Annotated in this window: 28 protein-coding genes and 1 tRNA gene; 11 read left to right on the top strand and 18 right to left on the bottom strand. The window is 58.3% G+C overall.

Features of this window, described 5'->3' with window-relative positions; translation table 11 throughout:
- Window positions 1-192: 192 nt before the first annotated feature.
- From JFU04_RS02995 to sctU, 11 genes are read left to right on the top strand one after another with little or no spacing between them, the layout of a single operon-like run.
- Window positions 193-1,257, top strand: coding sequence for a TyeA family type III secretion system gatekeeper subunit (locus JFU04_RS02995; protein ID WP_201146295.1), 1,065 nt, complete (start codon window positions 193-195; stop codon window positions 1,255-1,257).
- Window positions 1,254-3,347: a type III secretion system export apparatus subunit SctV gene (sctV, locus tag JFU04_RS03000; RefSeq protein ID WP_120447583.1), complete on the top strand. Its 2,094-nt coding sequence runs from the start codon at window positions 1,254-1,256 to the stop codon at window positions 3,345-3,347. The genes JFU04_RS02995 and sctV overlap by 4 nt, the downstream gene beginning before the upstream one ends.
- A gap of 34 nt (window positions 3,348-3,381) precedes the next feature.
- Complete coding sequence (locus JFU04_RS03005; RefSeq protein WP_201143498.1) at window positions 3,382-4,281, top strand: FHA domain-containing protein; 900 nt, start codon at window positions 3,382-3,384, stop codon at window positions 4,279-4,281.
- Window positions 4,278-5,636: a FliI/YscN family ATPase gene (locus JFU04_RS03010; RefSeq protein WP_065900462.1), complete on the top strand. Its 1,359-nt coding sequence runs from the start codon at window positions 4,278-4,280 to the stop codon at window positions 5,634-5,636. Before JFU04_RS03005 ends, JFU04_RS03010 begins: the two co-directional genes overlap by 4 nt.
- Complete coding sequence (sctO, locus tag JFU04_RS03015; RefSeq protein ID WP_065900464.1) at window positions 5,623-6,051, top strand: type III secretion system stalk subunit SctO; 429 nt, start codon at window positions 5,623-5,625, stop codon at window positions 6,049-6,051. The genes JFU04_RS03010 and sctO overlap by 14 nt, the downstream gene beginning before the upstream one ends.
- Window positions 6,048-6,509 carry a type III secretion system HrpP C-terminal domain-containing protein gene (locus tag JFU04_RS03020; protein WP_106805218.1) on the top strand — a complete coding sequence of 154 codons (462 nt, stop codon included), beginning with the start codon at window positions 6,048-6,050 and terminating at the stop codon, window positions 6,507-6,509. The genes sctO and JFU04_RS03020 overlap by 4 nt, the downstream gene beginning before the upstream one ends.
- The gene (locus JFU04_RS03025) at window positions 6,503-7,516 is read left to right on the top strand and encodes a FliM/FliN family flagellar motor switch protein (protein WP_201143499.1); all 1,014 of its coding nucleotides are present in this window, start codon (window positions 6,503-6,505) and stop codon (window positions 7,514-7,516) included. Before JFU04_RS03020 ends, JFU04_RS03025 begins: the two co-directional genes overlap by 7 nt.
- Window positions 7,513-8,166, top strand: coding sequence for a type III secretion system export apparatus subunit SctR (sctR, locus tag JFU04_RS03030; RefSeq protein ID WP_201143500.1), 654 nt, complete (start codon window positions 7,513-7,515; stop codon window positions 8,164-8,166). Before JFU04_RS03025 ends, sctR begins: the two co-directional genes overlap by 4 nt.
- A 7-nt stretch (window positions 8,167-8,173) precedes the next feature.
- Window positions 8,174-8,437 carry a type III secretion system export apparatus subunit SctS gene (gene sctS / locus JFU04_RS03035; protein ID WP_065900472.1) on the top strand — a complete coding sequence of 88 codons (264 nt, stop codon included), beginning with the start codon at window positions 8,174-8,176 and terminating at the stop codon, window positions 8,435-8,437.
- 10 nt (window positions 8,438-8,447) lie between these two features.
- Window positions 8,448-9,236 carry a type III secretion system export apparatus subunit SctT gene (gene sctT, locus JFU04_RS03040; RefSeq protein WP_106805215.1) on the top strand — a complete coding sequence of 263 codons (789 nt, stop codon included), beginning with the start codon at window positions 8,448-8,450 and terminating at the stop codon, window positions 9,234-9,236.
- On the top strand, window positions 9,233-10,330 hold the full coding sequence (gene sctU / locus JFU04_RS03045) for a type III secretion system export apparatus subunit SctU (RefSeq protein ID WP_106805214.1): 1,098 nt from the start codon (window positions 9,233-9,235) through the stop codon (window positions 10,328-10,330). The genes sctT and sctU overlap by 4 nt, the downstream gene beginning before the upstream one ends.
- Here the strand turns inward: sctU and JFU04_RS03050 are convergent, their stop codons facing one another.
- The 18 genes from JFU04_RS03050 to JFU04_RS03130 form a co-directional block, all read right to left on the bottom strand.
- Window positions 10,331-10,681, bottom strand: coding sequence for a transcriptional regulator (locus JFU04_RS03050; protein ID WP_065900478.1), 351 nt, complete (start codon window positions 10,679-10,681; stop codon window positions 10,331-10,333).
- 11 nt (window positions 10,682-10,692) lie between these two features.
- On the bottom strand, window positions 10,693-10,896 hold the full coding sequence (gene hrpT / locus JFU04_RS30215; protein WP_106805213.1) for an HrpT family type III secretion system protein: 204 nt from the start codon (window positions 10,894-10,896) through the stop codon (window positions 10,693-10,695).
- A complete protein-coding gene (sctC, locus tag JFU04_RS03055; RefSeq protein ID WP_201143501.1) occupies window positions 10,893-13,037 on the bottom strand; it encodes a type III secretion system outer membrane ring subunit SctC in 2,145 nt (714 codons plus the stop codon). Before sctC ends, hrpT begins: the two co-directional genes overlap by 4 nt.
- Before the next feature lie 14 nt (window positions 13,038-13,051).
- Window positions 13,052-13,447 (bottom strand): type III secretion protein, encoded by a 396-nt coding sequence (locus JFU04_RS03060; protein ID WP_106805211.1) that lies wholly within the window; start codon window positions 13,445-13,447, stop codon window positions 13,052-13,054.
- Between the two features lie 306 nt (window positions 13,448-13,753).
- Window positions 13,754-14,386, bottom strand: a complete 633-nt coding sequence (sctL, locus tag JFU04_RS03065; protein ID WP_207200620.1) for a type III secretion system stator protein SctL — start codon at window positions 14,384-14,386, stop codon at window positions 13,754-13,756.
- Window positions 14,325-14,930, bottom strand: coding sequence for a type III secretion protein (locus JFU04_RS03070; protein WP_106805208.1), 606 nt, complete (start codon window positions 14,928-14,930; stop codon window positions 14,325-14,327). Before JFU04_RS03070 ends, sctL begins: the two co-directional genes overlap by 62 nt.
- Complete coding sequence (gene sctJ / locus JFU04_RS03075) at window positions 14,920-15,720, bottom strand: type III secretion system inner membrane ring lipoprotein SctJ (protein WP_106805721.1); 801 nt, start codon at window positions 15,718-15,720, stop codon at window positions 14,920-14,922. Before sctJ ends, JFU04_RS03070 begins: the two co-directional genes overlap by 11 nt.
- Window positions 15,721-15,725: 5 nt before the next feature.
- Window positions 15,726-16,109 (bottom strand): type III secretion protein, encoded by a 384-nt coding sequence (locus tag JFU04_RS03080; protein ID WP_120447587.1) that lies wholly within the window; start codon window positions 16,107-16,109, stop codon window positions 15,726-15,728.
- A 108-nt stretch (window positions 16,110-16,217) separates the two neighbouring features.
- Window positions 16,218-16,418, bottom strand: a complete 201-nt coding sequence (locus JFU04_RS03085; RefSeq protein WP_157955103.1) for a hypothetical protein — start codon at window positions 16,416-16,418, stop codon at window positions 16,218-16,220.
- Between the two features lie 234 nt (window positions 16,419-16,652).
- Complete coding sequence (locus JFU04_RS03090) at window positions 16,653-17,576, bottom strand: sigma 54-interacting transcriptional regulator (RefSeq protein ID WP_106805206.1); 924 nt, start codon at window positions 17,574-17,576, stop codon at window positions 16,653-16,655.
- 307 nt (window positions 17,577-17,883) lie between these two features.
- Window positions 17,884-18,984, bottom strand: coding sequence for a redox-regulated ATPase YchF (gene ychF, locus JFU04_RS03095; protein WP_106805205.1), 1,101 nt, complete (start codon window positions 18,982-18,984; stop codon window positions 17,884-17,886).
- Between the two features lie 21 nt (window positions 18,985-19,005).
- Window positions 19,006-19,590, bottom strand: a complete 585-nt coding sequence (gene pth / locus JFU04_RS03100) for an aminoacyl-tRNA hydrolase (RefSeq protein ID WP_010213318.1) — start codon at window positions 19,588-19,590, stop codon at window positions 19,006-19,008.
- 167 nt (window positions 19,591-19,757) lie between these two features.
- Window positions 19,758-20,357 (bottom strand): 50S ribosomal protein L25/general stress protein Ctc, encoded by a 600-nt coding sequence (locus tag JFU04_RS03105; protein WP_065900493.1) that lies wholly within the window; start codon window positions 20,355-20,357, stop codon window positions 19,758-19,760.
- A 139-nt stretch (window positions 20,358-20,496) separates the two neighbouring features.
- Window positions 20,497-21,438, bottom strand: coding sequence for a ribose-phosphate pyrophosphokinase (locus JFU04_RS03110; RefSeq protein WP_003208392.1), 942 nt, complete (start codon window positions 21,436-21,438; stop codon window positions 20,497-20,499).
- Between the two features lie 46 nt (window positions 21,439-21,484).
- Window positions 21,485-21,559 (bottom strand) — tRNA-Gln (locus JFU04_RS03115).
- A gap of 37 nt (window positions 21,560-21,596) precedes the next feature.
- On the bottom strand, window positions 21,597-22,445 hold the full coding sequence (gene ispE, locus JFU04_RS03120; RefSeq protein ID WP_106805204.1) for a 4-(cytidine 5'-diphospho)-2-C-methyl-D-erythritol kinase: 849 nt from the start codon (window positions 22,443-22,445) through the stop codon (window positions 21,597-21,599).
- Window position 22,446: 1 nt separating this feature from the next.
- On the bottom strand, window positions 22,447-23,064 hold the full coding sequence (gene lolB / locus JFU04_RS03125; RefSeq protein WP_201143502.1) for a lipoprotein insertase outer membrane protein LolB: 618 nt from the start codon (window positions 23,062-23,064) through the stop codon (window positions 22,447-22,449).
- 4 nt (window positions 23,065-23,068) lie between these two features.
- Complete coding sequence (locus tag JFU04_RS03130) at window positions 23,069-24,793, bottom strand: tetratricopeptide repeat protein (protein WP_065900496.1); 1,725 nt, start codon at window positions 24,791-24,793, stop codon at window positions 23,069-23,071.
- Window positions 24,794-24,795 lie beyond the last annotated feature (2 nt).

Below are 24,795 nucleotides of genomic sequence, written 5' to 3' on the forward strand. Positions count from 1 at the left end.
CCTAATAAAGCATTGATTTATATATAGAAATATCTTGAATTGAGTCGATTTTGAGCAAGTTCTTGCACTTCTCGACGAGGCTTTGTGCAAGTCTTTTCAAGTGCGCGTTGATGTGGAATGCAATGGAACCGTATGCATCTGTTTCGCCACACAGGGAAACACTCTTCCTGTGCCGGTCTGAACACTATGCCCATAGACGTCAATTCCAAAAGCGATGTGCACGCCATCCCGCGCCTTGAGTCGCCCGTCATCAGTAAGACCTCCGTGCCGGTGCCCGACAAAGGGGTGGATGAACTCGCGAATCTGTTCAGTCAGGAAGTGGAAGTCAATCAGCGCTTGTTGGGCGAGCGGAAGATAGGCACGCGTTTGCCCCCGGTCCAACAGATCATTCAGCTTTACGAACAACTGGGGCATCCGGCCCAGGCGACCCTGGCAGCCATTTCGCGTCGCCTCAGGCTGCAATTGCAACAACAGCCTGCGGTAAGCAAGCTGCTCGCGCTCACGGGCGGAGACCCTGCACGCGCGTTCGTGGTCCTCAAGCATGTGGCGGCCCAGGCGGACGCTGAAGCGCGCCCGACCGAGGCGGCCCTGGCGCGCGAGGCCATTGCCAGGCTGGAGGTCGGGTTCAAAGGCGAAATCCAGGCGGGCCTGAACACCGCCTTGTCATTGCAGGTGGCCGGTCTCGATCCGCAGGCGCGTCAGGAGCTGCGCATGCTCTACTACGCCAGCGTGGTCGTGCGGCAATCCCCGACCTTGATGATGAAGGAACTGCTCAGGCTCTACGGTGGCGAGCGGTTTCATGTTGGCCTCCAGGCGATGCGCAAGGCCTTGGCGGATGATATTGCGGCATTGGTGTCGTCGAGGCCGCTGCCGCTGTTGCGCACCTTGTTGCTGAGTCTGAACAGCTGCGGGCAGTTGAATGGCGTGTGGGCCGGTTGTCGGGCATTGATCGAGCGCCTGGCCATCGCGCATGACCCGGTGGAGCTGTTGCAGCGCATGCTGACTTACGCCGGCAGCGGCATCGACTCCACTGAACTCCTGACCTTGGGCCATGACCTGGGCGGTGGTCCGGCCTTGCGTCAACTGGTCGCCCTTCACGCGCTTCATCCGCTGTTCAAACAGTTGCCCTTGGCCTTGTGGCCTGATAGGCAAGTACGCCAGGACACGCTGCAGCGGTTCGTGGCCGTGATGGACGAGTTGGACCTGCACCTGCGCGGGCGCACACGATTTACCGTGGTGCCGAGGTCCCTGGCGTGACCGTGCTGCTGGCCATCAACCGTGTATTGCTTAAAGTTGCCCAGCGCGCCGAAGTGCTGGGCGCCGTCGTGGTCCTGGCCATCGTCTTCATCTTTATCGTGCCGCTGCCTACCTGGCTGGTGGACATTCTGATCGCGCTGAATATCTGCATTTCCTGCCTGTTGATCGTATTGGCGCTTTACCTGCCGGGGCCCCTGGCGTTCTCCTCGTTTCCGTCGATCCTGCTGTTGACCACCATGTTTCGCCTGGCGCTGTCGATTGCGACCACGCGCCTGATCCTGTTGGAACAGGACGCCGGAGACATCGTCGAGGCCTTCGGCAATTTCGTGGTGGGGGGCAACCTGGCGGTGGGGATGGTGATCTTTCTGATCCTGACTTTGGTCAACTTCCTCGTGATTACCAAGGGCTCGGAGCGGGTCGCCGAGGTTGCGGCGCGGTTCAGCCTGGATGCAATGCCCGGCAAGCAGATGTCGATCGACAGTGACCTGCGCGCGGGCCTGATCGACGGAGCGCAGGCACGCGACAAGCGTGAGCAGCTGTCCCGCGAGAGCCAATTGTTCGGGGCCATGGATGGCGCCATGAAGTTCGTCAAGGGTGACGCCGTCGCCGGTTTGATCATCGTGGTCGTCAACCTGTTGGGCGGCTTCTCCACGGGTATGTTCCAGCACGGCTTGAGTGCCGCTGATTCGATGGCGTTGTACTCGGTGTTGACCATCGGCGATGGCCTGATTGCACAGATCCCGGCACTGCTGATCTCCCTGACCGCCGGCATGATCATTACCCGCGTGGCACCGGATGCACGCAGGGGGGTGAGTAACATGGGCGCCGAAATCGCCCGGCAAATGACCAGTGAGCCCAAGAGTTGGATGATTGCGTCGGTGGGCATGCTCGCGTTTGCAATTGTCCCCGGTATGCCGACCGGGGTATTTATCTTCATTGCGCTGATCACCGGCGGCCTGGGTTATTACCTGATGCGCAAGCGTCAGCAAGAGGCTAAGCCCGCCGCTGAGGCGGCTCCCGCGGTTCGTCCCGAAGAAAATGGCCAGGAGGATCTTCGCGGGTTCGATCCTTCGCGACCCTACTTGCTGCAATTTCCCGCGGCGCTGCGCGGGACGCCCGAAGTCACCGAGCTTATCCATGGCATCCGCCAGTCTCGAAATTCACTGGTCGCCAACATTGGCCTGACGTTGCCGCCGTTTGAAGTCGAACTCGATGACACCCTGGCCAACGATGAAATGCGGTTTTGTGTGCATGAAGTGCCGATGGTCAAGGCTTCGGTCGTCAGTCGCCTGGCGGTCGACAGCCAGGCGCTGACGGTTGAGCCGGCTGATGGGATACCGGGGCTGGTCGATCGCGATGAACAGGGCTGGGTCTGGCTGGCGCCCGATGATCCGTTGCTGGATGACCCGCAATTGGAGCGCTTCACGTCGACGGAGCTGATCCTCGAGCGCATGAAAAAAGCCATGATGCTCAGCGGGCCGCAGTTCCTGGGGATCCAGGAGAGCAAGTCGATCCTCGGCTGGCTGGAGCATAACCAGCCGGAGCTGGTGCAGGAGCTGCAGCGCATCATGCCGCTGTCGCGTTTCTCGGCGGTGTTGCAACGCCTGGCCGGCGAAGGCGTACCACTGCGGGCTGTGCGGCTGATTGTCGAGTCACTGATCGAGTACGGCCAGCATGAGCGTGAACCGGAAGCCCTGGCCGACTATGCGCGCATCGCCCTCAAGGCGCAGATCTTCCATCAGTACCGAGAGGCCGACGGGCTGCATGCCTGGCTGCTCTCGCCGCATTCGGAAAACATCCTGCGCGAGGCGCTTCGCCAAACCCAGACCGGCGTGTTCTTCGCCCTTGAGGACGATTACAGCGCGGCGTTGATCAACCTGCTCAATCAGGCCTTTGCGATAAGGGCAAAAAGCAAGAGTGTGATGCTGGTTGCGCAGGACCTGCGCAGCCCTTTGCGCACTCTGCTGCTGGAAGAATTCAACCATGTTCCGGTGCTGTCGTTTGCCGAGTTGAGCAGCACCTCCAAAGTCAAAGTGCTGGGACGTATCGACCTGGGCCAGGACGAACTCATGCGTGGTGCAGTGGCATGAGTCTTTGGCGTTGGCCAGCGTGGAGGGGGCGGTGATGTTTGAATTACGCGTGCTTGATGGACAGCGCCAGGGTGCTGCGTTGCCGCTGTTTGGGGAGCAGTGGAGCATCGGTGCCCATCTGGACGCTGACCTGGTACTCAATGATCCCGAGGTGGTCGAGCAGCATGCGCGACTGCGGCTTATCGATGCCCAGTGGTCGGTGCAGGCCGAGGCCGGGCTGTTGCAGAGCGCCGAAGGACAGGTACTGGCACAGATTGCGAGCCTGATGCCGGGTATTCCGTTTTCGGTCGGAGGCGTGCGCTTGTGTGTCACCTTGGCCGATCAGCCCTGGCCGCAGGCTGCAGCCCCCGTGCAAGCACCACCGCCGCCCGCCAGTGAACCCGTGCCGGCGCTGAAGTTGTCGTCCATATCCCATTCGCAGCAAAAGCGCTTGATCAGCCTGGTGCTGGTCGTGGCGGTGATCATCGCGGTGATGAGCATGCTCCCCACCGGGGAGCACGATGCACAGGCGTCCTTGATGCCGCCGGTGGCTCAGAAACACGAATTGGCATCGCCGTTTGAAGTGCGCCAGCAGCTGCTGAAGATGCTCAGCGAGCGTGAGTTGGGCCAGCGAGTCAGCTTGCAAGTGATCAATGGCCAGGTCGCGCTCAATGGGGATGTCTCCCAGGACGATGTGGAACTGGTGGCGCGCATGCTCGCCCGTTTTGGTGAGCAGTTCGACAGCGCGGTGCCGGTGATCAGCCGTGTGCGGGCACGTGACTCGGCGTTGCCGTTCAGGATTGTGCAGATCGTCGGAGGGCCGAATGGCCATGTGGTCCTGGACGAGGGCAGCCGGCTGTTTGTCGGTGATGAAGTGGAAGGGTTGCGACTGGTGCTGATCGACAACAGCAAGGTGGTCTTCGATGGTGTGCAGCGTTACGAGGTGCGCTGGTGAGTACGGAATTGCAAGCGCGGCTCGACGTTTGGCAGCAGCGCCAGGCGCAATCACTGAGCAACTTTGCACCGGTGACGGTGCGCGGGCGAATCCAGCGCGTCAACGGCATGCTGCTGCAATGCCGGCTGCCCCAGGCGCGTATCGGTGACTTGTGCCAGGTGGAGAAAAACCCGGGGGAATTCATGCTGGCGGAGATCATTGGCTTCGATAACCAGGACGCGGTACTCAGCGCCTTGGGCAACCTTGAAGGCGTGAAGGTGGGCGCCAGCGTGGAGCGCCTGGGGGTATCGCATCGGGTGCAGGTCAGCGATGCCCTGCTGGGGCAGGTGCTGGATGGGTTCGGTCGACCGATTGCGGGGGAGGGCCCCAGTGCGTTTGTCGAGTCTGACCTGCCGGACACCAGTGCCGTGTTGTGTGAAGCGCCGTTGCCCACCGAGCGGCCGAGGATCCACCGCGCACTGGCGACCGGGGTGCGTTCGATCGATGGCTTGCTGACGCTTGGCGAAGGTCAGCGTGTAGGCCTGTTCGCCGGTGCGGGGTGCGGCAAGACCACCTTGCTGGCCGAAATCGCCCGTAACGTGGAGTGCGATGTCATCGTGTTCGGCCTGATCGGCGAGCGGGGTCGCGAGCTGCGTGAGTTTCTCGACCACGAACTGGATGATCAACTGCGCGCCAAAGCGGTGCTGGTGTGTGCCACGTCCGATCGCTCCAGCATGGAGCGCGCCCGCGCAGCCTTCACGGCCACCGCATTGGCTGAAGGGTTCCGGCGCAAGGGGCAGCGGGTATTGCTGCTGATTGACTCGCTGACCCGTTTTGCCAGGGCCCAGCGCGAAATCGGCCTGGCTGCCGGCGAACCCTTGGGGCGCGGTGGTTTGCCACCCTCGGTGTACAGCCTGCTGCCACGGCTGGTGGAGCGCGCCGGTCTGACGCGTGACGGCGTGATCACAGCGATCTATACCGTGCTGATCGAGCAGGACTCCATGAACGATCCGGTGGCCGATGAAGTGCGCTCGCTGCTCGACGGCCATATCGTGCTGTCACGCAAATTGGCCGAGCGCGGGCATTACCCGGCAGTGGATGTGCTGGCGAGCCTTTCGCGGATTTTAAGCAACGTGGCGACACCTGAAGACATCCAGGCCGGTACCGGATTGCGCCGTTTGTTGTCGGCTTATCAACAGATCGAACTGATGCTCAAGCTGGGTGAGTACCAACCCGGGAGTGATGCCCTTACCGACCTGGCGGTGGACAGCCGCCAGGCGGTCGATGGCTTCCTGCGCCAGGATCTGCGCGAGCCCACGCCGATGATGGTGACGCTGGAGCAACTCAAGGAGCTGACTACCCATGTCCCATTCTGATGTGTTGCAAGCTGACGTCGAGACGTTGCGGCGCCTGCGCCGGCATCGCGCCGATCGGGCCGAGCGAGCGCTGCGCGAGGCCAAGCGCGCCCAGCAGGCCCTGCTTGCGCATATCCAACAGGCCCAGGATGCGCTTGAGCACACGCGACTGGAGGAGGCCCGGCAAAGTGCCGAGTTGCTCAGTCGGCATCAAGGCCAAGTGATGACGCTCAAGGCCCTGAAATCCTGGGGCGCGCAGGAGCGCTCGTTATCGGCCAGTACCCGGCGAGAAATGGGCCAGTTGGAGGCGTTGCGGGGCCAGCAGGACGACAAGCAAAGCCGTGTCGGCACGGCACAGAAACAGGTCACCGAATGCCTGCGGCAAGTGGAGAAACTTCAGGAGTTGTCTCTTTTACTGGCTCAGGAGCCGATATGAACCAGGTTTCAAATAAACCCAGCGAGCGGCCACGTCCACGTGACGCGCGTGAGGAACGTGAGCCACGGGCCACCGGTGCAGTGGAGTGGGAGCAGGGTCGACTGTTCGCTCAGTTGTTTACCGATAACGATGAAGGCACCGGGTCGGGAGCGTCCCTGGCGGGAATCAAGACACCGGCCAGTGTCGCCATGATCGAGGCCCTCGCCGAACAACTGGCACCGCGCATACAGGCCGGGGCCCAATGGCCACTGCAGGCCGTTTTGTACCTGCCCCGGCTGGGGCGGATCAAGGCCAGCGTGCACCGTGAGCAGAGTGCCTGGACCATCGAGCTGGAAGCGGAGCATGACGCCACGGCCCGCTGGCTCAGTGGTGTGCGACAACAGTGTGAGGAGCGGTTTTCCGGCGCGCTGGGGCGGCCGGTCAATCTGCTTGTGCCTGACGCCGGGTGCGCATGCTAGTGCCGCTGCTGACCTTACCTTTGATCAAGAGCGATACCGTTGCCGCACGCCATCGACTGGGGCGCGGCTTGTGCCTGGCGTTTCAGGTTGCCGGCCAGGACGGTGAGCTGCGGCTGGAGCCGGGGCGCGCGTCCGCAGCGGCCAGGGCGGTGTGCTTTGAGACCGTGTGTGGCGTGCTGGCGCTTGCGGAAGCGGGGCCGCTGCTCAGCTTGCTGGGGGAGTGCCCAGTGACATTGGCGCCCTCCGGCAACGATCCGGATTCGTGGTTCTGGGCACTGTTCCAGCATCACCTGAGCCCGCAGGTGAGCGCGTTATTGGGCTACATGCGATTGCTGGAGACCGATCGCCCCAAGGGCTTTGGTTGCCGACTCAGCGTAACCCTGGGGGCCGCACGGGTCGCGAGCTATATGTGGCTGGCGCCCGAGAGCTTCCTGGCGTTATGCGAGGCGGGACCGTGGCGCGCCACTGCCGCACCCATGCCGGCAACGTTCCAACTGGCACTCGCGGTGACCCTTGGGCGTTTGCAATTGCCGATAGCCCAGGCGCGTGGCCTGCGTACCGGTGATGTGCTGCTGCTTGAGCAGAGTTTTTTTCAAGCCCAGGGCAACGGCTACATACAGGTTGGAAAACAGAGGCTGCATGGGTGCATCGATGATGCTTGCGGACCCTTGTGTCTGACCCTTACTTCTATTGAGGACACGTCCGTGGACGAAGAGTTTGCAGCGCCCCATTACTCGGGGTATGAGGAAGATGAGCCGGTGGTGGATGTCTTCGGCCATGAGCCATTCGATGAGCTGAGCATGGCGCTGAATGTGCGCTGCGGGACGTTGAACCTGACGCTGGGCGAGCTGCGAAACCTGGGCCCCGGCTCGGTACTGGGCATCAGCGGCTACGCGCCTGGCATGGCCGGTCTTTACTACGGTGATCGGCCTATTGGCCAGGGGCAGTTGGTGGAAGTCGACGGGCGCCTGGGGTTGCAGTTATCCCGTGTGTTGTTCGGCCAATGATACTCCAGGGGCTCGATCCCCTCGTTCTTGCGCTGTTTCTTGGGGCATTGACGTTGATGCCGATGTTGCTGGTCATCTGCACATCGTTCTTGAAGATTGTGATCGTGCTGATGATTACCCGAAACGCCATCGGTGTGCAGCAGGTACCGCCGAGCATGGCCATCAATGGCATCGCCTTGGCAGCGACGCTATTTATCATGGCGCCGGTTGGGTACGAAATCGCCGAAAGCGTCAAGGCGTCGCCGTTGGACATGAGCAATGTGCAAACGGTACTGCAGACCGGTGGAGAGGCTATCAAGCCGTTGCGGGCCTTCATGCTGCGCAACGTGGACCCGGACGTGCTGACGCATCTGTTGGAAAACACCGCACGCCTGTGGCCGCCACAAATGGCCCAGGAGGTGGAGCGCGAGGACCTGATCCTGCTGGTCCCGGCGTTCGTATTGTCGCAACTGCAGGCGGGGTTCGAGATCGGTTTTCTGATCTATATCCCCTTCATCGTCATCGACCTGATTGTGTCCAACCTGCTGCTGGCGCTGGGCATGCAAATGGTCTCGCCGATGACCATTTCCCTGCCGCTCAAATTGCTCTTGTTCGTGCTGGTGTCCGGTTGGTCACGGTTGCTCGACAGTCTGTTCCTTTCCTATCTCTGAGTGGCTTATGGAACCTATCGTGCTGTTCAAACAGGGCATGTTGCTGGTGGTGGTGCTGTCCGCGCCACCGTTGATCGTGGCGGTGGTGGTGGGGGTGCTGACTTCCCTGGTGCAGGCGCTGATGCAGATACAGGACCAGACGCTGCCCTTTGGCGTCAAGCTGGTAGCGGTGGGCATCACGTTGATCATGACGGGACGCTGGATCGGTGTGGAGTTGATCCAGTTGATCAACCTGACCTTCGACATGATCGGCCGTTCGGCCCTGAACTGAGGGTTTGCCTGTGCTGTTCTATCTTGAGTTCCTGCCCAGCCTGGTGATCGGCATGGCGCGTATCTATCCCTGCGGCATTCTGGTGGCGGCGTTTTGTTTTCAACATATACGCGGCATGCTCCGGCACACCCTGGTGATGGTCATGGCACTGATGCCCGCACCGGGTATCCATGCGGCGTTGGAGGGCCAGGATTACTCGGCGCTGATGCTCGGTGCCCTGGTGCTCAAGGAAGTGGCGCTGGGTGTGTTGTTGGGGCTGTTGCTGGCGATGCCGTTCTGGATGTTCGAGGCGGTGGGGGCGTTGCTGGATAACCAGCGCGGCGCCTTGGCCGGTGGCCAACTCAACCCTTCACTGGGGCCGGATGCAACGCCGATCGGGCACTTGTTCAAGCAACTGGCGATTTTCCTGCTGATGGTCAGCCTGGGGTTGGGCGCCTTGACCCAGGTGATCTGGGACAGCTACCTGATCTGGCCGCCCACCGTATGGTTTCCACTCCCCGCGCCGAATGGCATGAGTGTGTTCGTCGGCCTGCTTGGCGATACCTTCACGCACATGATGTTGTACGCCGCGCCCTTCATCGCGGTGCTGCTGTTGCTGGAGTTCGGTATTGCGCTGCTGGGGGTTTACAGCCAGCAATTGCAGGTGAGTACGCTGGCGCCGCCGGTCAAGAGCCTGGCCGGTATTGGCATTGTGCTGCTGTACTTTGCGCTGCTGCAGGACCTGATTGTCGGGCGCATGCTCGAGTTGGGCGACCTTAAACATTCACTCGGGCTGTTATTCAAGGCCGCGGTGCCATGAGTGATTCAGGCGAAAAGAAGCACCCGGCTTCAGCCAAGAAGCTGCGCGACCAACGCAAAAAAGGCCAGGTCGCGCAAAGTCAGGACGTCCCCAAGTTACTGGCGCTCACGGCCATCAGTGAGATCGCCTTGTTCACCGCCGAGACCAGCCTGCAACGCTTCCAGCAAATGATGGTGTTGCCGATGTCGCGTTTCAACCAGCCGTTCGCACGAGCGCTGGAAGAAGTGCTGGTTGATGGGCTGGTCATGTTTTTCTCGTTCTCCCTGTTGATGGTTGGCGTGGTGATTGCCACGAAGCTGATCAGCAGCTGGATGCAATTCGGTTTGCTGTTCGCGCCGGAAACCCTGCAGCTCGATTTCAATCGGCTCAACCCGGTCAGCCAGGTCAAGCAGATGTTCTCAGCCCAGTCGGTGATGAATCTGCTGATGAGCATCACCAAGGCATTTCTTATCGGCCTGATTGTGTACCTGGTGGTCTGGCCTTCGTTAGGGGTGTTGATCAACCTGGCGAACAGCGATCTGCAAAGTTACCTGCTGGCGCTGATAGCCCTGTTTCGTCACTTGCTGCACGCCTGTCTCGGACTGTTACTGGTGCTGGCGCTGATCGACCTGAGTTTGCAGAAGCACTTCTTTGCCAAGCGCATGCGCATGACCCAGGTGGAAGTCGTCAAGGAGTACAAGGACATGGAAGGCGACCCCCATGTGAAAGGCCAGCGCCGCGCGTTGGCGCACCAACTGGCCCAGGAGGAGCCGAAGGTCAAGCTGCCCAAGCTGGAGGAGGCCGATATGCTGGTGGTCAACCCGACGCACTTTGCTGTCGCCCTGTACTACCGGCCCGGTAAGACGCCGCTGCCGCTGCTGATCAGCAAAGGCACCGACGCCGAGGCCCGCGCGTTGATCGTACGAGCCAAGGCCGCCGACGTGCCGGTGATCCAGTGTGTGTGGCTGGCTCGCATGCTCTATACGAAACAGCTGGGCGCAAGCATTCCTCGTGAAACCCTGCAGGCCGTGGCGCTGATCTATCGCACCTTGCGCGAACTGGACGATGAAGCCAAGCGCGAGACCCTGGAATTGCCGGAGCTTGAGCGCCGCTGATCAGCGATTGGAAGGTGTGTCCAGGGCGCTCAGGTTGGCCAGCGACAACATCCGACTGAGGACCTTGTCGAGCGTACCAGGCACAGCAGGCAGTGCGTGCCAGATCACCAGGGCGTGCTGGGCGTCGAGGTAGATGAAACAGCCATCGTACAACGTCGCATGCTCAAAGCGCCGCTCCAGTACCCATTGCAGTTGCCCCGGTTGTAGCACTTCGCGAGCGACATGCAACGCCAGCCCCGGCTGCTGGCCGGCTTGCTGTTTGCACACCTTGATTCCAGGCGCGAGTGACAGGTGAGCGGCAGTGCCGCTCACCAGATTCTGCAGAAACACCTGGCGTTGTGCGTCGGGCATTTCCGGGAGGCTCATCGTTCGAGCGAGATCGTTTGATAGTCCGCCCGTTCCCCGGCAGGACCAGGCTCGACGCGCATTTGCGCCGGCCACCAGATCACCATTTTGTTTTGGCTCGATTGCGGGCGAGAGCACGAGTCGCCCTTGCAGGTGGGGGTGCAGCCGGCGACGAGCAGCGCAGTGCTGATCAGGGTGACGCAGAGTAAGCGGTGTTTCATGGCGTAGCCTTTTGAGCGGGAGTGATCAAGGAGGGGCGGGGCACACTGAGGTGTTCATCCTTTACGACGGGGCGCATCGCGATAAATACCTCGGCTTCTTCGCCAGGCTTGAGCCAGGCGCGCGGCCAGACGCTGACGGCCAGGGTCTGCGAGTTGCTGCATTCCTTTTCGTCGATACGCACATTGCGCTTGAACTGATTGCGCAGCACCACGACGGCCACGTTGTACTCAGGACCCGCATACCACTGGCTGCGCTCGGTGTTCAGCGCGAGCAAATCCCGTGTACTGCATAAGGTGTTCAGCCCCAACGGCATCGGTGCAGCCTTGAAGGCCTTGGGGACTTCGCCACTGACCAGGTGCGCCAGGGTGCTGATGATGTCGCTGCGCTTGATCACCGGCTGGTGAGGGGCATACCGCCTGGCCAGCGGTGTGAGCGCGGCCTGCAAATCAACCTGGTCGGCCTGGGGCAAGTAGCGCGAGGGGTCGGCCTGGTCGCCGATGACCCTCGGGGTCAGGATGAACAGGCGTTCACGTCGATTGTTCTGCCGTTCGGTCGAGGAAAACAGTGCCTTGCCCAGCAGCGGGATATCCCCCAGCAGCGGGACTTTGTTTTGCTTGTCAGTGCTTTCAGTCACGTGGAACCCGCCGACCACCAGCGAACGCTTTTCCGCCATCACCGCCTGGGTGCTGACTTTGCCGCGACGGACATCCAGGTTGCCGGGGAGGGGATTGGTCTCGTCGAAATTGCCGTCTTCGATATCTACCACCAAGTGGATCTGATGGCCGCCACGGCTGGTGATGACGCGGGGTACGACCTGGAAGCTGGTGCCCACGGTGACCGGCAAAATGGTGGCGTTCTCTCTACCGGGCGTCAGGTATTGCGTGCGGTTGAAGTCGATGACCGCCGGCTGGTTTTCCAGGGTGAGCACCGAAGGGTTGGAGACCATGGTTGCCAGCCCCTTGGCTTCCAATGCGCGTATGTCGGCATAGAAGCGATCGCGATTTTCAATCGTCAGTTGCGACGAGGTGCCCGGCGACACGTTGGCACCACCGCGGAAGCGGCTGTTCTGGAAACCCCAGTTCACCCCGAACTCACGCAACTGCGTGCGCTCGATATCGAGAATGATCGCGTCGATTTCCACCAGCTTGCGCGCCACATCGAGTTGAGTGATCAGCTCGCGATACATGGCCTGGCGTTCCGGCAGGTCATAGATCAGCACGGCGTTATTGCGTATATCGGCCTCGACGCGAATCCGGCTGTTGGAGGTCGGTGCGCGTGAGGTGAGCGTGGGACCGAGGTCCATTTGCGCCGGGTTGGCGTTGGCCCCGAGCATCTGGCCCAGCAACGGATTACCCAAGCGGGGAATGTTGGGTATGAGCGGTGCGGGTGGTGACGTGGGACGTTGGCTCAGTGCCGAGAGCGACGAGGGCGCCGAGGTGGACCGCGGTTCCAGCAGCCCGCGCAGAATGCTGGCAACGCCCGGGACAGCAAGCTTCTCGCCGCGATAATCGACATGACGGTCCGCCGCATTCGCGAACTTCAGCGGGTAACTCAGCACGCTCTGTTTTTCATCCGGAGAGCGGCGTTGACTGCTGAACTGCTTGATCTGCTCAATGTAGCGCCGAGGACCGGAGACGAGCACCACGCCATCTTCGGGCAACTCACCCCAGCCGAATCGGCTGTCGAGCAAGCCGATATCGGTGAGCGCTTGCTTGAGGTCTGAAATGGTTTCAGAAGAAACTTCAAGGCGCGCGGATTCCTGCTGGTCGAGGGTGCTGACGAACAGAGTGTTGTTGTAGAGGTACCACTGAAAACGATGCTCAACGGATAGCCTGTCCAGCATCGACTGCGGGGTATTCGCGCGGATCTTGCCATTGACGTTGCCTTCCAGCAGCCCCTCGATTTGCAGTTGGGTGCCAAAGGTCTGGGCGAAGTCTTCGAGTACATCGCGCAGGGGTTTGTGTTCGGCCTCGTAGGCGTAGGCGGTGTTTTTCCATTCTTGGGGAACGGCAGCTAACGCGCTGCTTAGCGGGATCAATAGCGAGCAAAGCAGGCCGATGCCGCCCCAACGGATACGTTTGGATAAAACAACGGGCGAATCAAAACGCAGACTCCTGCGCTCGCGGGTCTTGTTATTCATGGGGAGTACTCTGGTTAGTACAGCTGTGAACGTAACGGGATGGGCCTGGCGCTCAGGGAGGGACGGCGAAGACGTGCGAAGATAGCTCGCCAGGCATCGCGTTGATTGAGTAAGTCCGCCAGACAGTCGAGCACATCCGCCTCACTCAGTTTGCCTTTCAGAATCTGAGTAAGCCAAAGCGCACCAGTGTCTGGTTTCTGAGCGAGTGCACCCTGGAAATGCGCGAGGCTAGCGGCGCCCAGACGCGCCCAATACTGTAGAACCACGCCGTCAGCTCGTGTTGACGTCAGTTGGGCGGCAAGCAACAAAACGGTTTTCTGATATATCAAGGTGACTTCATCCTCCTCTTCAAATAATGTCAGATGTTCTTCTTTTTTATTACTCAGCCAGTCATGAATTAAATCTTTCATTTAATTGAAATGGTCAATGGTGGTTTTGAGCGACTGATTGACAATTTTGGCGTGATCCTGATCAAGGGAATTGGCCATCTGGTGGTTAAGTGTGAGTTTGAAAAAAAGCTCACTGTCCCAATTGTCTGGCGTCGCCTCCCTGTAAAAAGAGGTAAATTCGTTATCAGCTTTTTTCCGATTGCTTATAACTTCTGAAGTGAAGGCCTTATAGAAGTCCATGGTCTACCTTTATGGCTGATGGCCGTCGAAGGAATTGCGAAGTCATTACTAAATAGGCAGCATTAATAGGGCTAGAGAAAAGCGAGGTCAGACATCGATCCGACGATCCCTAACCTGTTCATAAAGAGCATTGCGCATGTCGTTCCAGCTGATTCGGAAATCGCCTTCATCTGTCTTCAATACAAGTGTTTGGGCGTCGATTGAGCTGTCGGCTATAAGCTTCCAGAACGTGCTCCCATAGTGGGCTAAAGCGTGCGTTACCTCTTTAAGGTCATGTGGGTGGCACATCAGTGTCGCGCTGATTTCCTCAACTTGGCTCTTCAGCAATTGCTTAACGAGGGCTGCCACTCGTTGTGGGGCTACTATCTCGTCAAGTAGGCTGCGAATCGCCTGGTTGGTGATCTGGGTGGCGTAATGCTCCACGGTGTCGCACATCGTTTGCCTACTACGTTCCCACTGTTTGAGCTGAGCATCGGCGCGTTGCCAGATATCAATCGAGGCCTTCTCCAGCAACGCCTCACATTTCTGCTCTGTCAATCTGATCAACTCTTCAGCTTGAATGTTTGCGTCACGCAAAAGTTGATTTGCATGCTTCCAGTTTGCAAGCTCTTCCCGGGGTATTATGCTACGTGGCGCGCTAGGCGAGAGCCCGGATAACTTAATGTTGTAACGGCATAACACTGTTGAACTCCTCACTCGTGCTAGGTGTGGGCATGTCATTACTCGCCAATGTAGTAGCGCGCCATACGACGGCCTGCCAGAGTGTGTCGAGTCGGTTACCTGTGATTCCGTGCGGAAGGTTTGTTGTTTCAACCTCAACCACACATTTACGCGGGAATCGCAATCTAAGGCGCTGCCAGGTCGCGGCTTCAACCCAGCTATGGAGCAGTTGTATCGGGTCAGAACCCGGCGGCAGTATCACGGGGGGCAGCGCCTTGGAAAGACGCATGCACCATTGATGATGAATGTCGGTCAAGAGGTCTGAGTCCTGGGGATTGAAGGTGCCGTGAACCAATGCCAGCATTAGGTTCAGTTGTTCCCTAGAGGCCAAGGCCAGGCGGATCACTGTGGGGTGCGGCTTAGCAGGCAAACAGGCTGCATAACCCAGTAGTTTGTCTGGTGCTGACTGTCCACTGCGAAGCAGCGTTTCAATCACCGGGTAATCTTCGCCCTTCCAGTCTTCGTGGGCAGACTCCCAGGGAAATACCCACCATCGCGCCCACGGCAGGTGTTCATGAAGCTGATGATCGAGTCTAGGCGTCATGAACAGAAACCGTTGATTTGCCCGTTGACCCCGTTTCTTGATGGCGACTCTGACGCCGTTTGTGCAGCAGCAATAAGGCGATCGGGAGGACGATCACGCTGAGCAGTAAAACCATTACGCTGGTTCGCCAGAACCCAAGATTATCGCTAGGCACCAGGAAAGGGCCGAAATACACCAGTCGCTGCTGCTCCTGGTAAATAGTCGCTGGCACGAATATCACCGAGAGTTTTTGCAGGTTGTCCACTGCCATAGACATGCCAGGGATACTGCTCGCTACCATTCTGCGAATCCGTGCTCGGATGTTATCGGGGTCCAACCGTGGGTCGTGCTTGATGAATACCGATGCAGATGCCGGTTGTACTGGCTCGCCCGGCGCGACGCGTTCCGGTAACACCACGTGCACGCGTGCGACAATGACGCCGTCAATGTTGGACAAAGTGGCCTCAAGCTCTTGGGACAAGGCATAGATATAGCGCGCGCGTTCTTCCAATGGCGTTGAAATTACGCCTTCCTTGCGAAAGGTATCCCCTAGCGTGGTCCGAGCAACTCTGGGTAGACCTACGGCTTCCAGTGTTCGTACGGCTCGCCCGATATCAACGGTATTAACCGTGATGACAACACCGTCCTTAGCCGGAAATTTTGTGGCGCGAATATTTTTATCAGCCAATTCGGCTACGACTTCATTGGCCTCCTGTTCGGAGAGTTGGCGATGAAGTTCCACACGGTCGCTGCATCCGCCCAATAGGGATGCAATAACAATGAAGATGACGGCAGAGAAAAGGGGGGGCATTTTCATTACTGCAAGTTACATATCTTGTCGACGCCTTGGGTCGCCTTGGCGAGGCATTTTGTCAACAGGTGGGGAGTAAGTTGTGCGTTAAATAAATCGCGGGAGTATGTTTTGTAGGCTTCAAAGTCGAGCTCTTTCTTTGGCGCGCGGACGAGTTTGGAAAAACGGTTCATTGAGGCGCTGAGCTGATTGGACGCCTCAACAAAAAGCTGGGGGACGTTAGACCCTGAAGACACTGCCTTTGTATGGTTTGAGCGTTCGAGCATCGATGAAAAAAAACTGGCATCCCTACTTGAGAAGGAATGCTCAGGTGCTGCGTAGGTAACGGCGCCGCTGTCGGACTGATCTGAAAGCTGAGTTTCTTTTATACGCATGGCATGTGGGCTCATTGATGACTCATGGTAACTTTCTATGAGAACAGATGAAGTGACCTTCAGGCTGGCAAGATGATTGCCTCAAGGTCATCAGGCACAAGAGGCAACCGGTAGATCAACTGATTAATTACCTTTGGAGTTTCGTACCTGTTCGTTAACGTTCTTCATCTGGGCACCTAGCCAAGCGTTATCTAATGTGTCTCTTTTCTGCTTATTTGAAATCTGTTTAGCCTCTACTTCTTCGGGGCTATCGGCCATATTGGGATTGAGACCAGCGAGTGGATAAGGGGCACCGCGATAGTTTTGACCGACTGAAAAAGACATATAAGCTCCAAGCGTAAAATTGAGTTTATTTGACCCAGCATATATTTGCTTAGGTGCTATCTGTGTGGTTATCGTGACGGATGCGTTCCCGGTGCGTGGTGGTTAAATGTTTCCAGTTATGTATGTCGACAGGCTTATCTTTGTCCTGCCCATGCGTTAATAGACCAGGCCTTGCAAGGATGTTTATGACTAAAAAGACGTGACGTTTTAGTACGAAAACGAAAGGCATTGGCCTCATTCCAGTGAAATTTCCAGATGTTTGATCCTGTGGTACAGCGTACGCCTGGAAACACCTAATTCGATAGCCACTGGGGTTACACAGTAGTCATGGCGGCGCAAAGACTCCTCAATCAGCGTTTTTTCAATTTGTTGCAAACTTGACTTCAGGCTTGTTTTTTTGCCCAAGTGGGAGGAGGACGGAGTTGAGAGCACTGGCAGTCCTAATACAAATCGCTTCGCGGTCGAACGTAGTTCGCGAACGTTGCCCGGCCAAGTGTGAACAAACAGCTGCTGCAGCAGACTCTCGGGTGGAGGAGGGGCAGGAAGTTTGAAATGTGCTGCTTCTTTCTGGATCATCTCCAGAAATAACGAAATGATGCAGTCGCGTCGATCCCGCAAGGTAGGTAACTGAATGTTGACAACATTCAGGCGAAAGTACAGATCGCGCCTAAAAGTGGCTTGCTCGACCATGTCGTGCAACGAATGCTGGGCTGACGCTATCACACGCATGTCCACTGGGATAAAACGGGTCGAACCCAAGCGCTCCACACCGCGTGACTCTAGCACGCGCAGCAGTTTGGCTTGCAAGCTTAGTGGCATGCTGTCGATCTCATCCAGATACAGCGTGCCCAAGTGGGCGGCCTCGACGAAACCAGCGCGTGATTGTATTGCTCCGGTATAAGCGCCGCTGTTGACGCCGAACAATTGGCTTTCGGCGAGGCTTTCAGGGATAGCTGCGCAGTTTACGGCAATAAAGTTACCTCGTCGGCCGGATAGATGATGAATGCGCTGAGCTAACGTATCTTTGCCAGTGCCGGTCTCCCCCAGCAACAAGATATCGATGTTAAACGTAGCAGTGCTACCCAACATGCTTTTAATATCTGGATCGTCATTCAGGTATAACTCCGTCTCATTTTCCATGTGGTCAAACGCCGACATCGAATGATAACTCCATAATCGCTATTGCTTCATTGCAAGGACACTGTCACAGGCTCACTGCAGTAGATAGAATTTTATAACTGTTGTCACGTGCTCTTGGAGTCGTTATTGGCCAGGGCTGTGTAAGATAAGTTGGATTCTAATCTTGATATTTGATGTTTTTGCTAGGCGCGAACGATTGGGTGGGAAAAGTCTGAAGTTATCTGGGTTTTGGCTGAATCACTAGTTGATGCGATATATAAATGTGCGCCCACAAAAAAGCCGATGCGAAGCATCGGCTTTTTTACTGTTTAAACTACAGGTAAACCTACACGTTAAAGCGGAAGTGCATCACATCGCCATCTTTCACAATGTAATCCTTACCTTCCAAGCGCCACTTACCGGCTTCCTTGGTACCCGCCTCACCTTTGTACTGGATGAAGTCGTTGTAGGCGATCACCTCAGCGCGGATGAAACCTTTCTCGAAGTCGGTGTGGATCACACCTGCGGCTTGTGGCGCGGTGGCGCCGACCTTGACGGTCCACGCGCGGACTTCTTCCACGCCGGCGGTGAAGTAGGTCTGCAGGTTGAGCATCTCGTAGCCCGCGCGGATTACGCGATTCAGGCCAGGTTCGGTCAGGCCCAGGGCCTCGAGGAACATGTCCTTCTCTTCGCCGTCATCGAGTTCGGCGATTTCTGCTTCGATCTTGTTGCACACCGGCACCACGATCGCGCCTTCTTCGTCGGCAATGGCCTTCACCACGTCGAGCAGCGGGTTGTTCTCGAAGCCGTCTTCAGCGACGTTGGCGATGTACATCACAGGCTTGGTGGTCAGCAGGTGGAAGCCCTTGATCACGGCCTTCTCGTCAGCGCCCATGGTCTTCATCAGGCTGCGTGCCGGCTTGCCCAGGGTGAAGTGCGCGATCAACTGCTCCAGCAGGCCCTTCTGGACCACTGCATCCTTGTCGCCGCCCTTGGCGTTACGTGCGACTTTCTGCAATTGCTTCTCGCAGCTGTCGAGGTCGGCGAAGATCAGTTCCAGGTCGATGATCTCGATGTCGCGTTTCGGGTCGACGCTGTTGGAGACGTGAATCACGTTCTCGTCTTCAAAGCAGCGGACCACGTGGGCGATGGCATCGGTTTCACGGATGTTGGCCAAAAACTTGTTGCCCAGGCCTTCACCTTTCGACGCGCCGGCAACCAGGCCCGCGATGTCGACGAATTCCATGGTGGTCGGCAGGATGCGCTTGGGATTGACGATGGCCGCCAGTGCTTCCAGACGCGGATCCGGCATCGGCACGATGCCGCTGTTGGGTTCGATGGTGCAGAAGGGGAAGTTCTCCGCCGCAATACCGGACTTGGTCAAGGCGTTGAACAGGGTGGATTTGCCGACGTTGGGCAGGCCGACGATGCCGCAATTGAATCCCATGGTGTTTCCCCTCGGTAAGAGTCAGGCCTTCTGGCTGTGCAGGTTTTTCATCGCACGGTTCCATTCACCGGCGAAGATATCCGGCAGCACGCCGAGGGCAAAGTCGATGCTGGCATCGAGTTTTTCCTGTTCGGCGCGTGGCGCACGACCCAGGACGAAATTTGAAACCATACTGGCGACGCCTGGGTGGCCAATGCCGAGCCGCAGGCGGTAGAAATTATTCTGATTGCCCAATTGCGCAATGATGTCGCGCAAGCCGTTGTGCCCGCCATGCCCGCCGCCAAGCTTGAGCTTGGCAACGCCGGGTGGCAGGTCCAGTTCGTCATGGGCCACCAGGATCTCTTCGGGTTTTATCCGGAAGAAACCCGCAAGCGCCGCGACAGCCTGGCCGCTGCGGTTCATGTAGGTGGTGGGAATCAGCAGACGAACATCCTGACCCTGATGCGAGAAGCGCCCGGTCAGGCCAAAATATTTGCGATCGGCCACCAGGTTCACACCTTGGGCATGGGCGATACGCTCAACAAAAAGGGCCCCCGCGTTATGCCGGGTCTGTTCGTATTCGGCGCCTGGATTTCCCAGGCCAACGATCAGTTTAATGGCAGTCACGACAGGGGCCCTTCCTTTGGAGTTGTGGATAACATCGCTACACCTGCGTGCGGCGAAAGTGGACGACAAGAGATCATTTACTCAAGAGTAAACGCCGCGTTATCGCCCGCTTTCTCGCTACGTTTCGGTCCGCGATGTTTCCTCAAGCTCCGGCAATACAGAGTGAATTACTCTGCAGCGCCTTCTTCAGCTTCTGGTGCAACGCGTGGAGCGTGTACGTTTGCAACAGCTTTGTCATCACCGTGAGCCAGTGCAACAAACTCAACGCCTTTAGGGGCCTTGAGGTCGGACAGGTGGATGATGTCGCCGATTTCAGCGTTAGCCAGGTCGACTTCGATGAACTCAGGCAGGTCTTTCGGCAGGCAGGACACTTCGATTTCCGAAGTAACGTGCGAGATTTCGCCGCCTTTCTTGATCGGAGCAGCTTCGCCAACGAAGTGCACTGGAACGATGGCGGTCAGTTTCTGACCGGCAACAACGCGTACAAAGTCAGCGTGCAGCACGTGGCCTTTGGCCGGGTGACGTTGCAGAGCCTTGATGATGACGTTTTGCTTGGTGCCACCAACGTTCAGTTCGATAACGTGGCTGTAGGCAGCATCGTTTTCGAGCAGTTTGGCGATTTCCTTGGCCAGCATGCTGATGGATTCAGGGGCTTTGTCGCCACCGTAAACTACAGCTGGAACCAGGCTTGCGAGACGACGCAGGCGGCGGCTCGCACCTTTCCCCAGGTCGGAACGCACTTCAGCATTCAGAGTAAAATCGTTCATGTTGTATCTCCAAAATAACCACATTCGCCCCAGCGTTTGCGACCAGCGCTAAAGGCGATATGGGCAAAAAAGCCCCGCCCCAACAGTATGCTGGGGCGGGGCGCTTTTCGTCAGTGAGGTGTTCCGAAAGGTTTGACCCTTAACGGAACATCGCGCTGATCGATTCTTCGTTGCTGATACGGCGAACCGCCTCGGCAACTACCGGTGCGATATCCAGTTGACGGATACGCGAACAGGCTTGAGCAGCAGCGGACAACGGGATGGTGTTGGTCACCACCAGTTCGTCCAGCATGGAATTCTCGATGTTCTCGATCGCTCGGCCCGACAGCACAGGGTGTGTGCAGTAGGCGAAGACTTTAGCTGCACCGTGCTCTTTCAAGGCTTTGGCCGCGTGGCACAGGGTGCCGGCGGTGTCGACCATGTCATCAACCAGAATACAGGTACGCCCTTCGACATCACCGATGATATGCATCACTTCAGAGTGATTGGCTTTCTCGCGGCGTTTGTCGATGATCCCGAGATCCACGCCCAGGGATTTGGCAACAGCCCGCGCACGCACGACGCCGCCAATGTCCGGGGACACGATCATCAGGTTTTCAAAGCGCTGGTCTTCGATGTCATCCACCAGGACGGGGGAGCCGTAGATGTTATCTACCGGAATATCGAAGAACCCCTGGATTTGGTCAGCGTGCAGGTCAACCGTGAGAACACGGTCGATGCCTACCACGGTCAGCATGTCAGCTACGACTTTCGCGCTGATTGCCACACGTGCGGAACGCGGACGGCGATCCTGACGGGCATAACCAAAGTAAGGGATTACAGCTGTGATTCGAGTCGCTGAGGAGCGGCGGAAGGCATCAGCCATCACGACGAGTTCCATCAGGTTATCGTTGGTCGGAGCGCAAGTCGGCTGAATAATGAAGACGTCTTTACCGCGGACGTTTTCATTGATCTCGGCAGTAATTTCGCCGTCGGAGAATTTACCGACAGAGATGTCACCGAGAGGGATATGCAGCTGACGTACGACACGTCGAGCCAGATCGGGGTTAGCGTTCCCCGTAAAGACCATCATCTTGGACACGCGCAGTACCTAGAGGCTGAGGGTAACCTGGATGAGTATAGGAAAATGGCAGGGGCGGCTGGATTCGAACCAACGCATGGCAGGATCAAAACCTGCTGCCTTACCGCTTGGCGACGCCCCTGTATCTGTTGCAACGAGTACCCAGTACTCGGTTCCTTTTAGAGCAGACTTTGCAGCTTGCGATGCAACATCGAAACGTTGCTTCCCTTTGCTACAAACCCTGTAAGGGTCTCTGTAAGAAGGGCCGAGACTTTATCAGCTTCAGCTTTGCTTGGGAAGCCCCCAAACACACAACTTCCAGTGCCGGTTAATTTTGCTTCGGTAAATTTACCTAACAAATTCAAAGCGTTACGTACCTCTGGATAACGCCTTGCTACAACCGGTAAGCAGTCATTTCGACTGTTTCCCTTGGGAACGGGGCGCACTTTAATGGGAGGAGAGTTACGTGTCAACAGTGGATCTGAAAAAATTTCTGCTGTACTTACAGATACTTGCGGAACAAGCACGACATACCACGGCTCTTCGGGGTATTCGGGGCTGAGTTTCTCGCCCACGCCCTCGGCAAAAGCCGCGTGTCCACGCACGAAAACCGGCACGTCGGCCCCCAGCGTCAGGCCCAGCGCAGCCAGGCGATCGTGGTCCCAGCCGAGCTGCCACAAGTGGTTCAGACCCAGCAGCGTGGTCGCGGCATTCGAGCTGCCGCCACCGATCCCGCCGCCCATGGGCAAAATTTTATCGATCCAGATATCGATGCCCAGCGTGCAGCCGGATTGTTCCTGAAGTTTTTTTGCCGCCTTCACGATCAGGTTGCTGTCGTGGGGCACGCCTTCGAATTCGGTGTGCAGCTGGATCACGCCATCGTCGCGTACGGCGAAGGTCAGTTCATCGCCGTAGTCGAGAAATTGAAACAGTGTCTGCAGTTCGTGGTAGCCGTCTTCGCGACGTCCGAGAATGTGCAGCATCAGATTGAGTTTGGCCGGGGAGGGCAGGGTCAGGCGTTCGGTCACGTCATTGCCCCAGCTTGCGCGGTTGCCATTCCTTGATCACCAGCGTGACGTCAAGGTCGGTGCCGTGCAGCTTGATGCGCTCGGGCAGCCAATAGCCGTTCTGCTGCACGTAGCTCAGGTATTCGACCTGCCAGCCATCCTGCTCCAGGGCGGCCAGGCGGCTGTCGCCGTTGAGGCTCAGGCGGCTTTTGCTGTCAGGCGCGGGCAAGCCGCGCACCCACCACACCAGATGGGATACCGGCAGCTTCCAGCCCATCTGCTGTTCCAGCAATTCTTCCGGTGAGGTCGCTTCATAGCGGCCCTGGTTGGCCACTTCAAGGCTGACCTGCCCAGGTCGGCCGGTCAGGCGGGCAGCGCCTCGACCCAGCGGACCGGACAGGCGAATGTCGTAGTAGTCCTGGCGTTGCAGCCAGAACAGGGTGCCGCTGCCGGAGTCTTTCGGCGCGCGAACCCCGACCTTGCCGTCGATTTGCCAGCCGTCGATGCTGCTGAGCTGGTCCTTGTGTTGTTTCCATTGCGCCGGGTTGCCCTGGCCCTCAACGGATTCTCGGCTGCCGATGCCCGCGCAACCGGCGAGCAAGGCGATGAAGCTGAAAACAATAACGTGGCGCAAGAACATAAGCTTAAAGGGTCTCGGATCCGGTCAGGCGCTTGATGGTGCCGCGCAGGATGGGGCTTTCGGGTTGTTCCTTGAGGAATTTCTCCCAGACTTGCCGGGCTTCGCGCTGCTTGCCATTGGCCCACAGCACTTCACCCAGGTGCGCGGCGACTTCCTGGTCGGGGAAGCGCTCCAGCGCCTGGCGCAGCAAGCGTTCGGCTTCGTCCAGGTTGCCCAGGCGGTAATTCACCCAGCCGAGGCTGTCGAGTACCGCCGGGTCTTCCGGGTTGAGCTTGTGGGCTTGTTCGATCAGGACCTTGGCTTCGTCGTAGCGCGTGGTGCGGTCGGACAAGGTGTAGCCCAGGGCATTCAGGGCCATGGCGTTGTCCGGATCGCGCTTGATGATCAGGCGCAGGTCTTTTTCCATCTGCACCAGGTCATTGCGTTTTTCCGCCTGCATGGCGCGCGTGTACAGCAGGTTCAAATCGTCAGGAAATTGCAACAAGGCTTGTTGCAGCACCTTCCAGGCGCGCTCGCCCTGATTGTTGGCGGACAAGGTCTCGGCCTGGATCAGGTAGAGTTGTATCGCATAGTCGGGTTCGGCGTCGCGGGCGGCGGCCAGGCGTTTTTCCGCCTCGTCGGTGCGCCCGTTGCTCATCAGGATGTCGGCCTGGCGCAACTGCGCCGGCAAGTAGTCATTACCCGGGCCGACCTGGGCGTATTCGAGCAGCGCAGCCTGTGGATCGTTGCGCTCTTCGGCAATACGGCCGAGGTTCAGGTGCGCCGAGTCCACATGGCTTTCCCGGGCGATCAAGTCTTCCAGGTAGCCCTTGGCCTCGTCCCAGGCCTTGGCTTCCAGGCACACCAGTGCCAGGGAGTAGCGCAGTTCGTCGTCGTCCGGGTACTGCTGGACCAGGTTGGCGAACTGCACTTTGGCGTCCTCCATCCGGTCCTGCTCCACCAGTGTGCGCGCGTAGGTCAGGCGCAGGCGCTTGTCTTCCGGATACTTCTTGATGCTTTTTTCCAGCAGCGGAATCGCTTCCTTGCCGCGATTTAGGTTCTGCAGCAGGCGCGCGCGCAACAGGATCGGCGCGATCTCACCGTCTTCCGGCGGGTTCTGCTCCAGCAGCTTCAGCGCGGCTTCGGCTTCATCGTCCTGCTGCAGCAGCAAGGCCTTGCCAAAAATCAGCTGGCTGTTCTTCGGGTGTTTTTGCAGCAGGCGGTCGAAACTCTTCATCAGACCATTGCGCGTGTCCTGGTCGGTGTCGGCAGCCGACAGCGCAAGGAAGTCGAAGTGGGTGTCGCCCTTGCCCTGCAGAACTTTCTCCATATAGACCATGGAGTCGTCATAGCGGCCCGCGCGCGCCAGTTGGATGGCGGCGGCACGCTGGGCCTCCAGGTCGTCCGGCGCGTTTTTCGCCCAGATCAGCGACGTGTCCAGCGCAGCCTGATCGGCGCCCAGGTACTCGGCGATGCGAAACGCTCGCTCGGAAATGCCCGGATCCTGCGTGTTGATCGCCTGGGTCACGTAGTTATCCAGCGCAATGTCGAAACGATTGCGTTGCCCGGCCAGCTCCGCGCTCAGCAGGCTGAACACCGTTTCTTCACTGAATGAGGAATAAACCTTGGGCTTTTCAGGGGCGGGGGTGCTGTCTTCTACCGGCGGCGTACCGTCCGGCGACACGGGTGCCATGGCCTGGCAGCCGCTGAGGAAGACAAAAGCAAGGAGCAACGCGGAAGATCTATTCATAT

It is taken from the genome of Pseudomonas sp. TH21 (genome assembly GCF_016651025.1).
Classification (GTDB): Bacteria; Pseudomonadota; Gammaproteobacteria; order Pseudomonadales; family Pseudomonadaceae; genus Aquipseudomonas; species Aquipseudomonas aylmerensis.

What these genes read in the sequence shown, in the direction of transcription:
- ychF (WP_106805205.1), bottom strand. Translation starts at nt 18,984, where the DNA reads ATGGGATTCAATTGCGGCATCGTCGGCCTGCCCAACGTCGGCAAATCC.
- sctO (WP_065900464.1), top strand. Translation starts at nt 5,623, where the DNA reads ATGTCCCATTCTGATGTGTTGCAAGCTGACGTCGAGACGTTGCGGCGC.
- JFU04_RS03080 (WP_120447587.1), bottom strand. Translation starts at nt 16,109, where the DNA reads ATGAGCCCACATGCCATGCGTATAAAAGAAACTCAGCTTTCAGATCAG.
- JFU04_RS03020 (WP_106805218.1), top strand. Translation starts at nt 6,048, where the DNA reads ATGAACCAGGTTTCAAATAAACCCAGCGAGCGGCCACGTCCACGTGAC.
- lolB (WP_201143502.1), bottom strand. Translation starts at nt 23,064, where the DNA reads ATGTTCTTGCGCCACGTTATTGTTTTCAGCTTCATCGCCTTGCTCGCC.
- JFU04_RS03070 (WP_106805208.1), bottom strand. Translation starts at nt 14,930, where the DNA reads ATGACGCCTAGACTCGATCATCAGCTTCATGAACACCTGCCGTGGGCG.
- JFU04_RS03085 (WP_157955103.1), bottom strand. Translation starts at nt 16,418, where the DNA reads ATGTCTTTTTCAGTCGGTCAAAACTATCGCGGTGCCCCTTATCCACTC.
- JFU04_RS03005 (WP_201143498.1), top strand. Translation starts at nt 3,382, where the DNA reads ATGTTTGAATTACGCGTGCTTGATGGACAGCGCCAGGGTGCTGCGTTG.
- JFU04_RS03025 (WP_201143499.1), top strand. Translation starts at nt 6,503, where the DNA reads ATGCTAGTGCCGCTGCTGACCTTACCTTTGATCAAGAGCGATACCGTT.
- sctR (WP_201143500.1), top strand. Translation starts at nt 7,513, where the DNA reads ATGATACTCCAGGGGCTCGATCCCCTCGTTCTTGCGCTGTTTCTTGGG.
- hrpT (WP_106805213.1), bottom strand. Translation starts at nt 10,896, where the DNA reads ATGAAACACCGCTTACTCTGCGTCACCCTGATCAGCACTGCGCTGCTC.
- JFU04_RS03130 (WP_065900496.1), bottom strand. Translation starts at nt 24,793, where the DNA reads ATGAATAGATCTTCCGCGTTGCTCCTTGCTTTTGTCTTCCTCAGCGGC.
- sctS (WP_065900472.1), top strand. Translation starts at nt 8,174, where the DNA reads ATGGAACCTATCGTGCTGTTCAAACAGGGCATGTTGCTGGTGGTGGTG.
- sctL (WP_207200620.1), bottom strand. Translation starts at nt 14,386, where the DNA reads ATGACATGCCCACACCTAGCACGAGTGAGGAGTTCAACAGTGTTATGC.
- JFU04_RS03050 (WP_065900478.1), bottom strand. Translation starts at nt 10,681, where the DNA reads ATGCCCGACGCACAACGCCAGGTGTTTCTGCAGAATCTGGTGAGCGGC.
- JFU04_RS03090 (WP_106805206.1), bottom strand. Translation starts at nt 17,576, where the DNA reads ATGTCGGCGTTTGACCACATGGAAAATGAGACGGAGTTATACCTGAAT.
- JFU04_RS03105 (WP_065900493.1), bottom strand. Translation starts at nt 20,357, where the DNA reads ATGAACGATTTTACTCTGAATGCTGAAGTGCGTTCCGACCTGGGGAAA.
- JFU04_RS03060 (WP_106805211.1), bottom strand. Translation starts at nt 13,447, where the DNA reads ATGAAAGATTTAATTCATGACTGGCTGAGTAATAAAAAAGAAGAACAT.
- sctU (WP_106805214.1), top strand. Translation starts at nt 9,233, where the DNA reads ATGAGTGATTCAGGCGAAAAGAAGCACCCGGCTTCAGCCAAGAAGCTG.
- sctJ (WP_106805721.1), bottom strand. Translation starts at nt 15,720, where the DNA reads ATGCCCCCCCTTTTCTCTGCCGTCATCTTCATTGTTATTGCATCCCTA.
- sctC (WP_201143501.1), bottom strand. Translation starts at nt 13,037, where the DNA reads ATGAATAACAAGACCCGCGAGCGCAGGAGTCTGCGTTTTGATTCGCCC.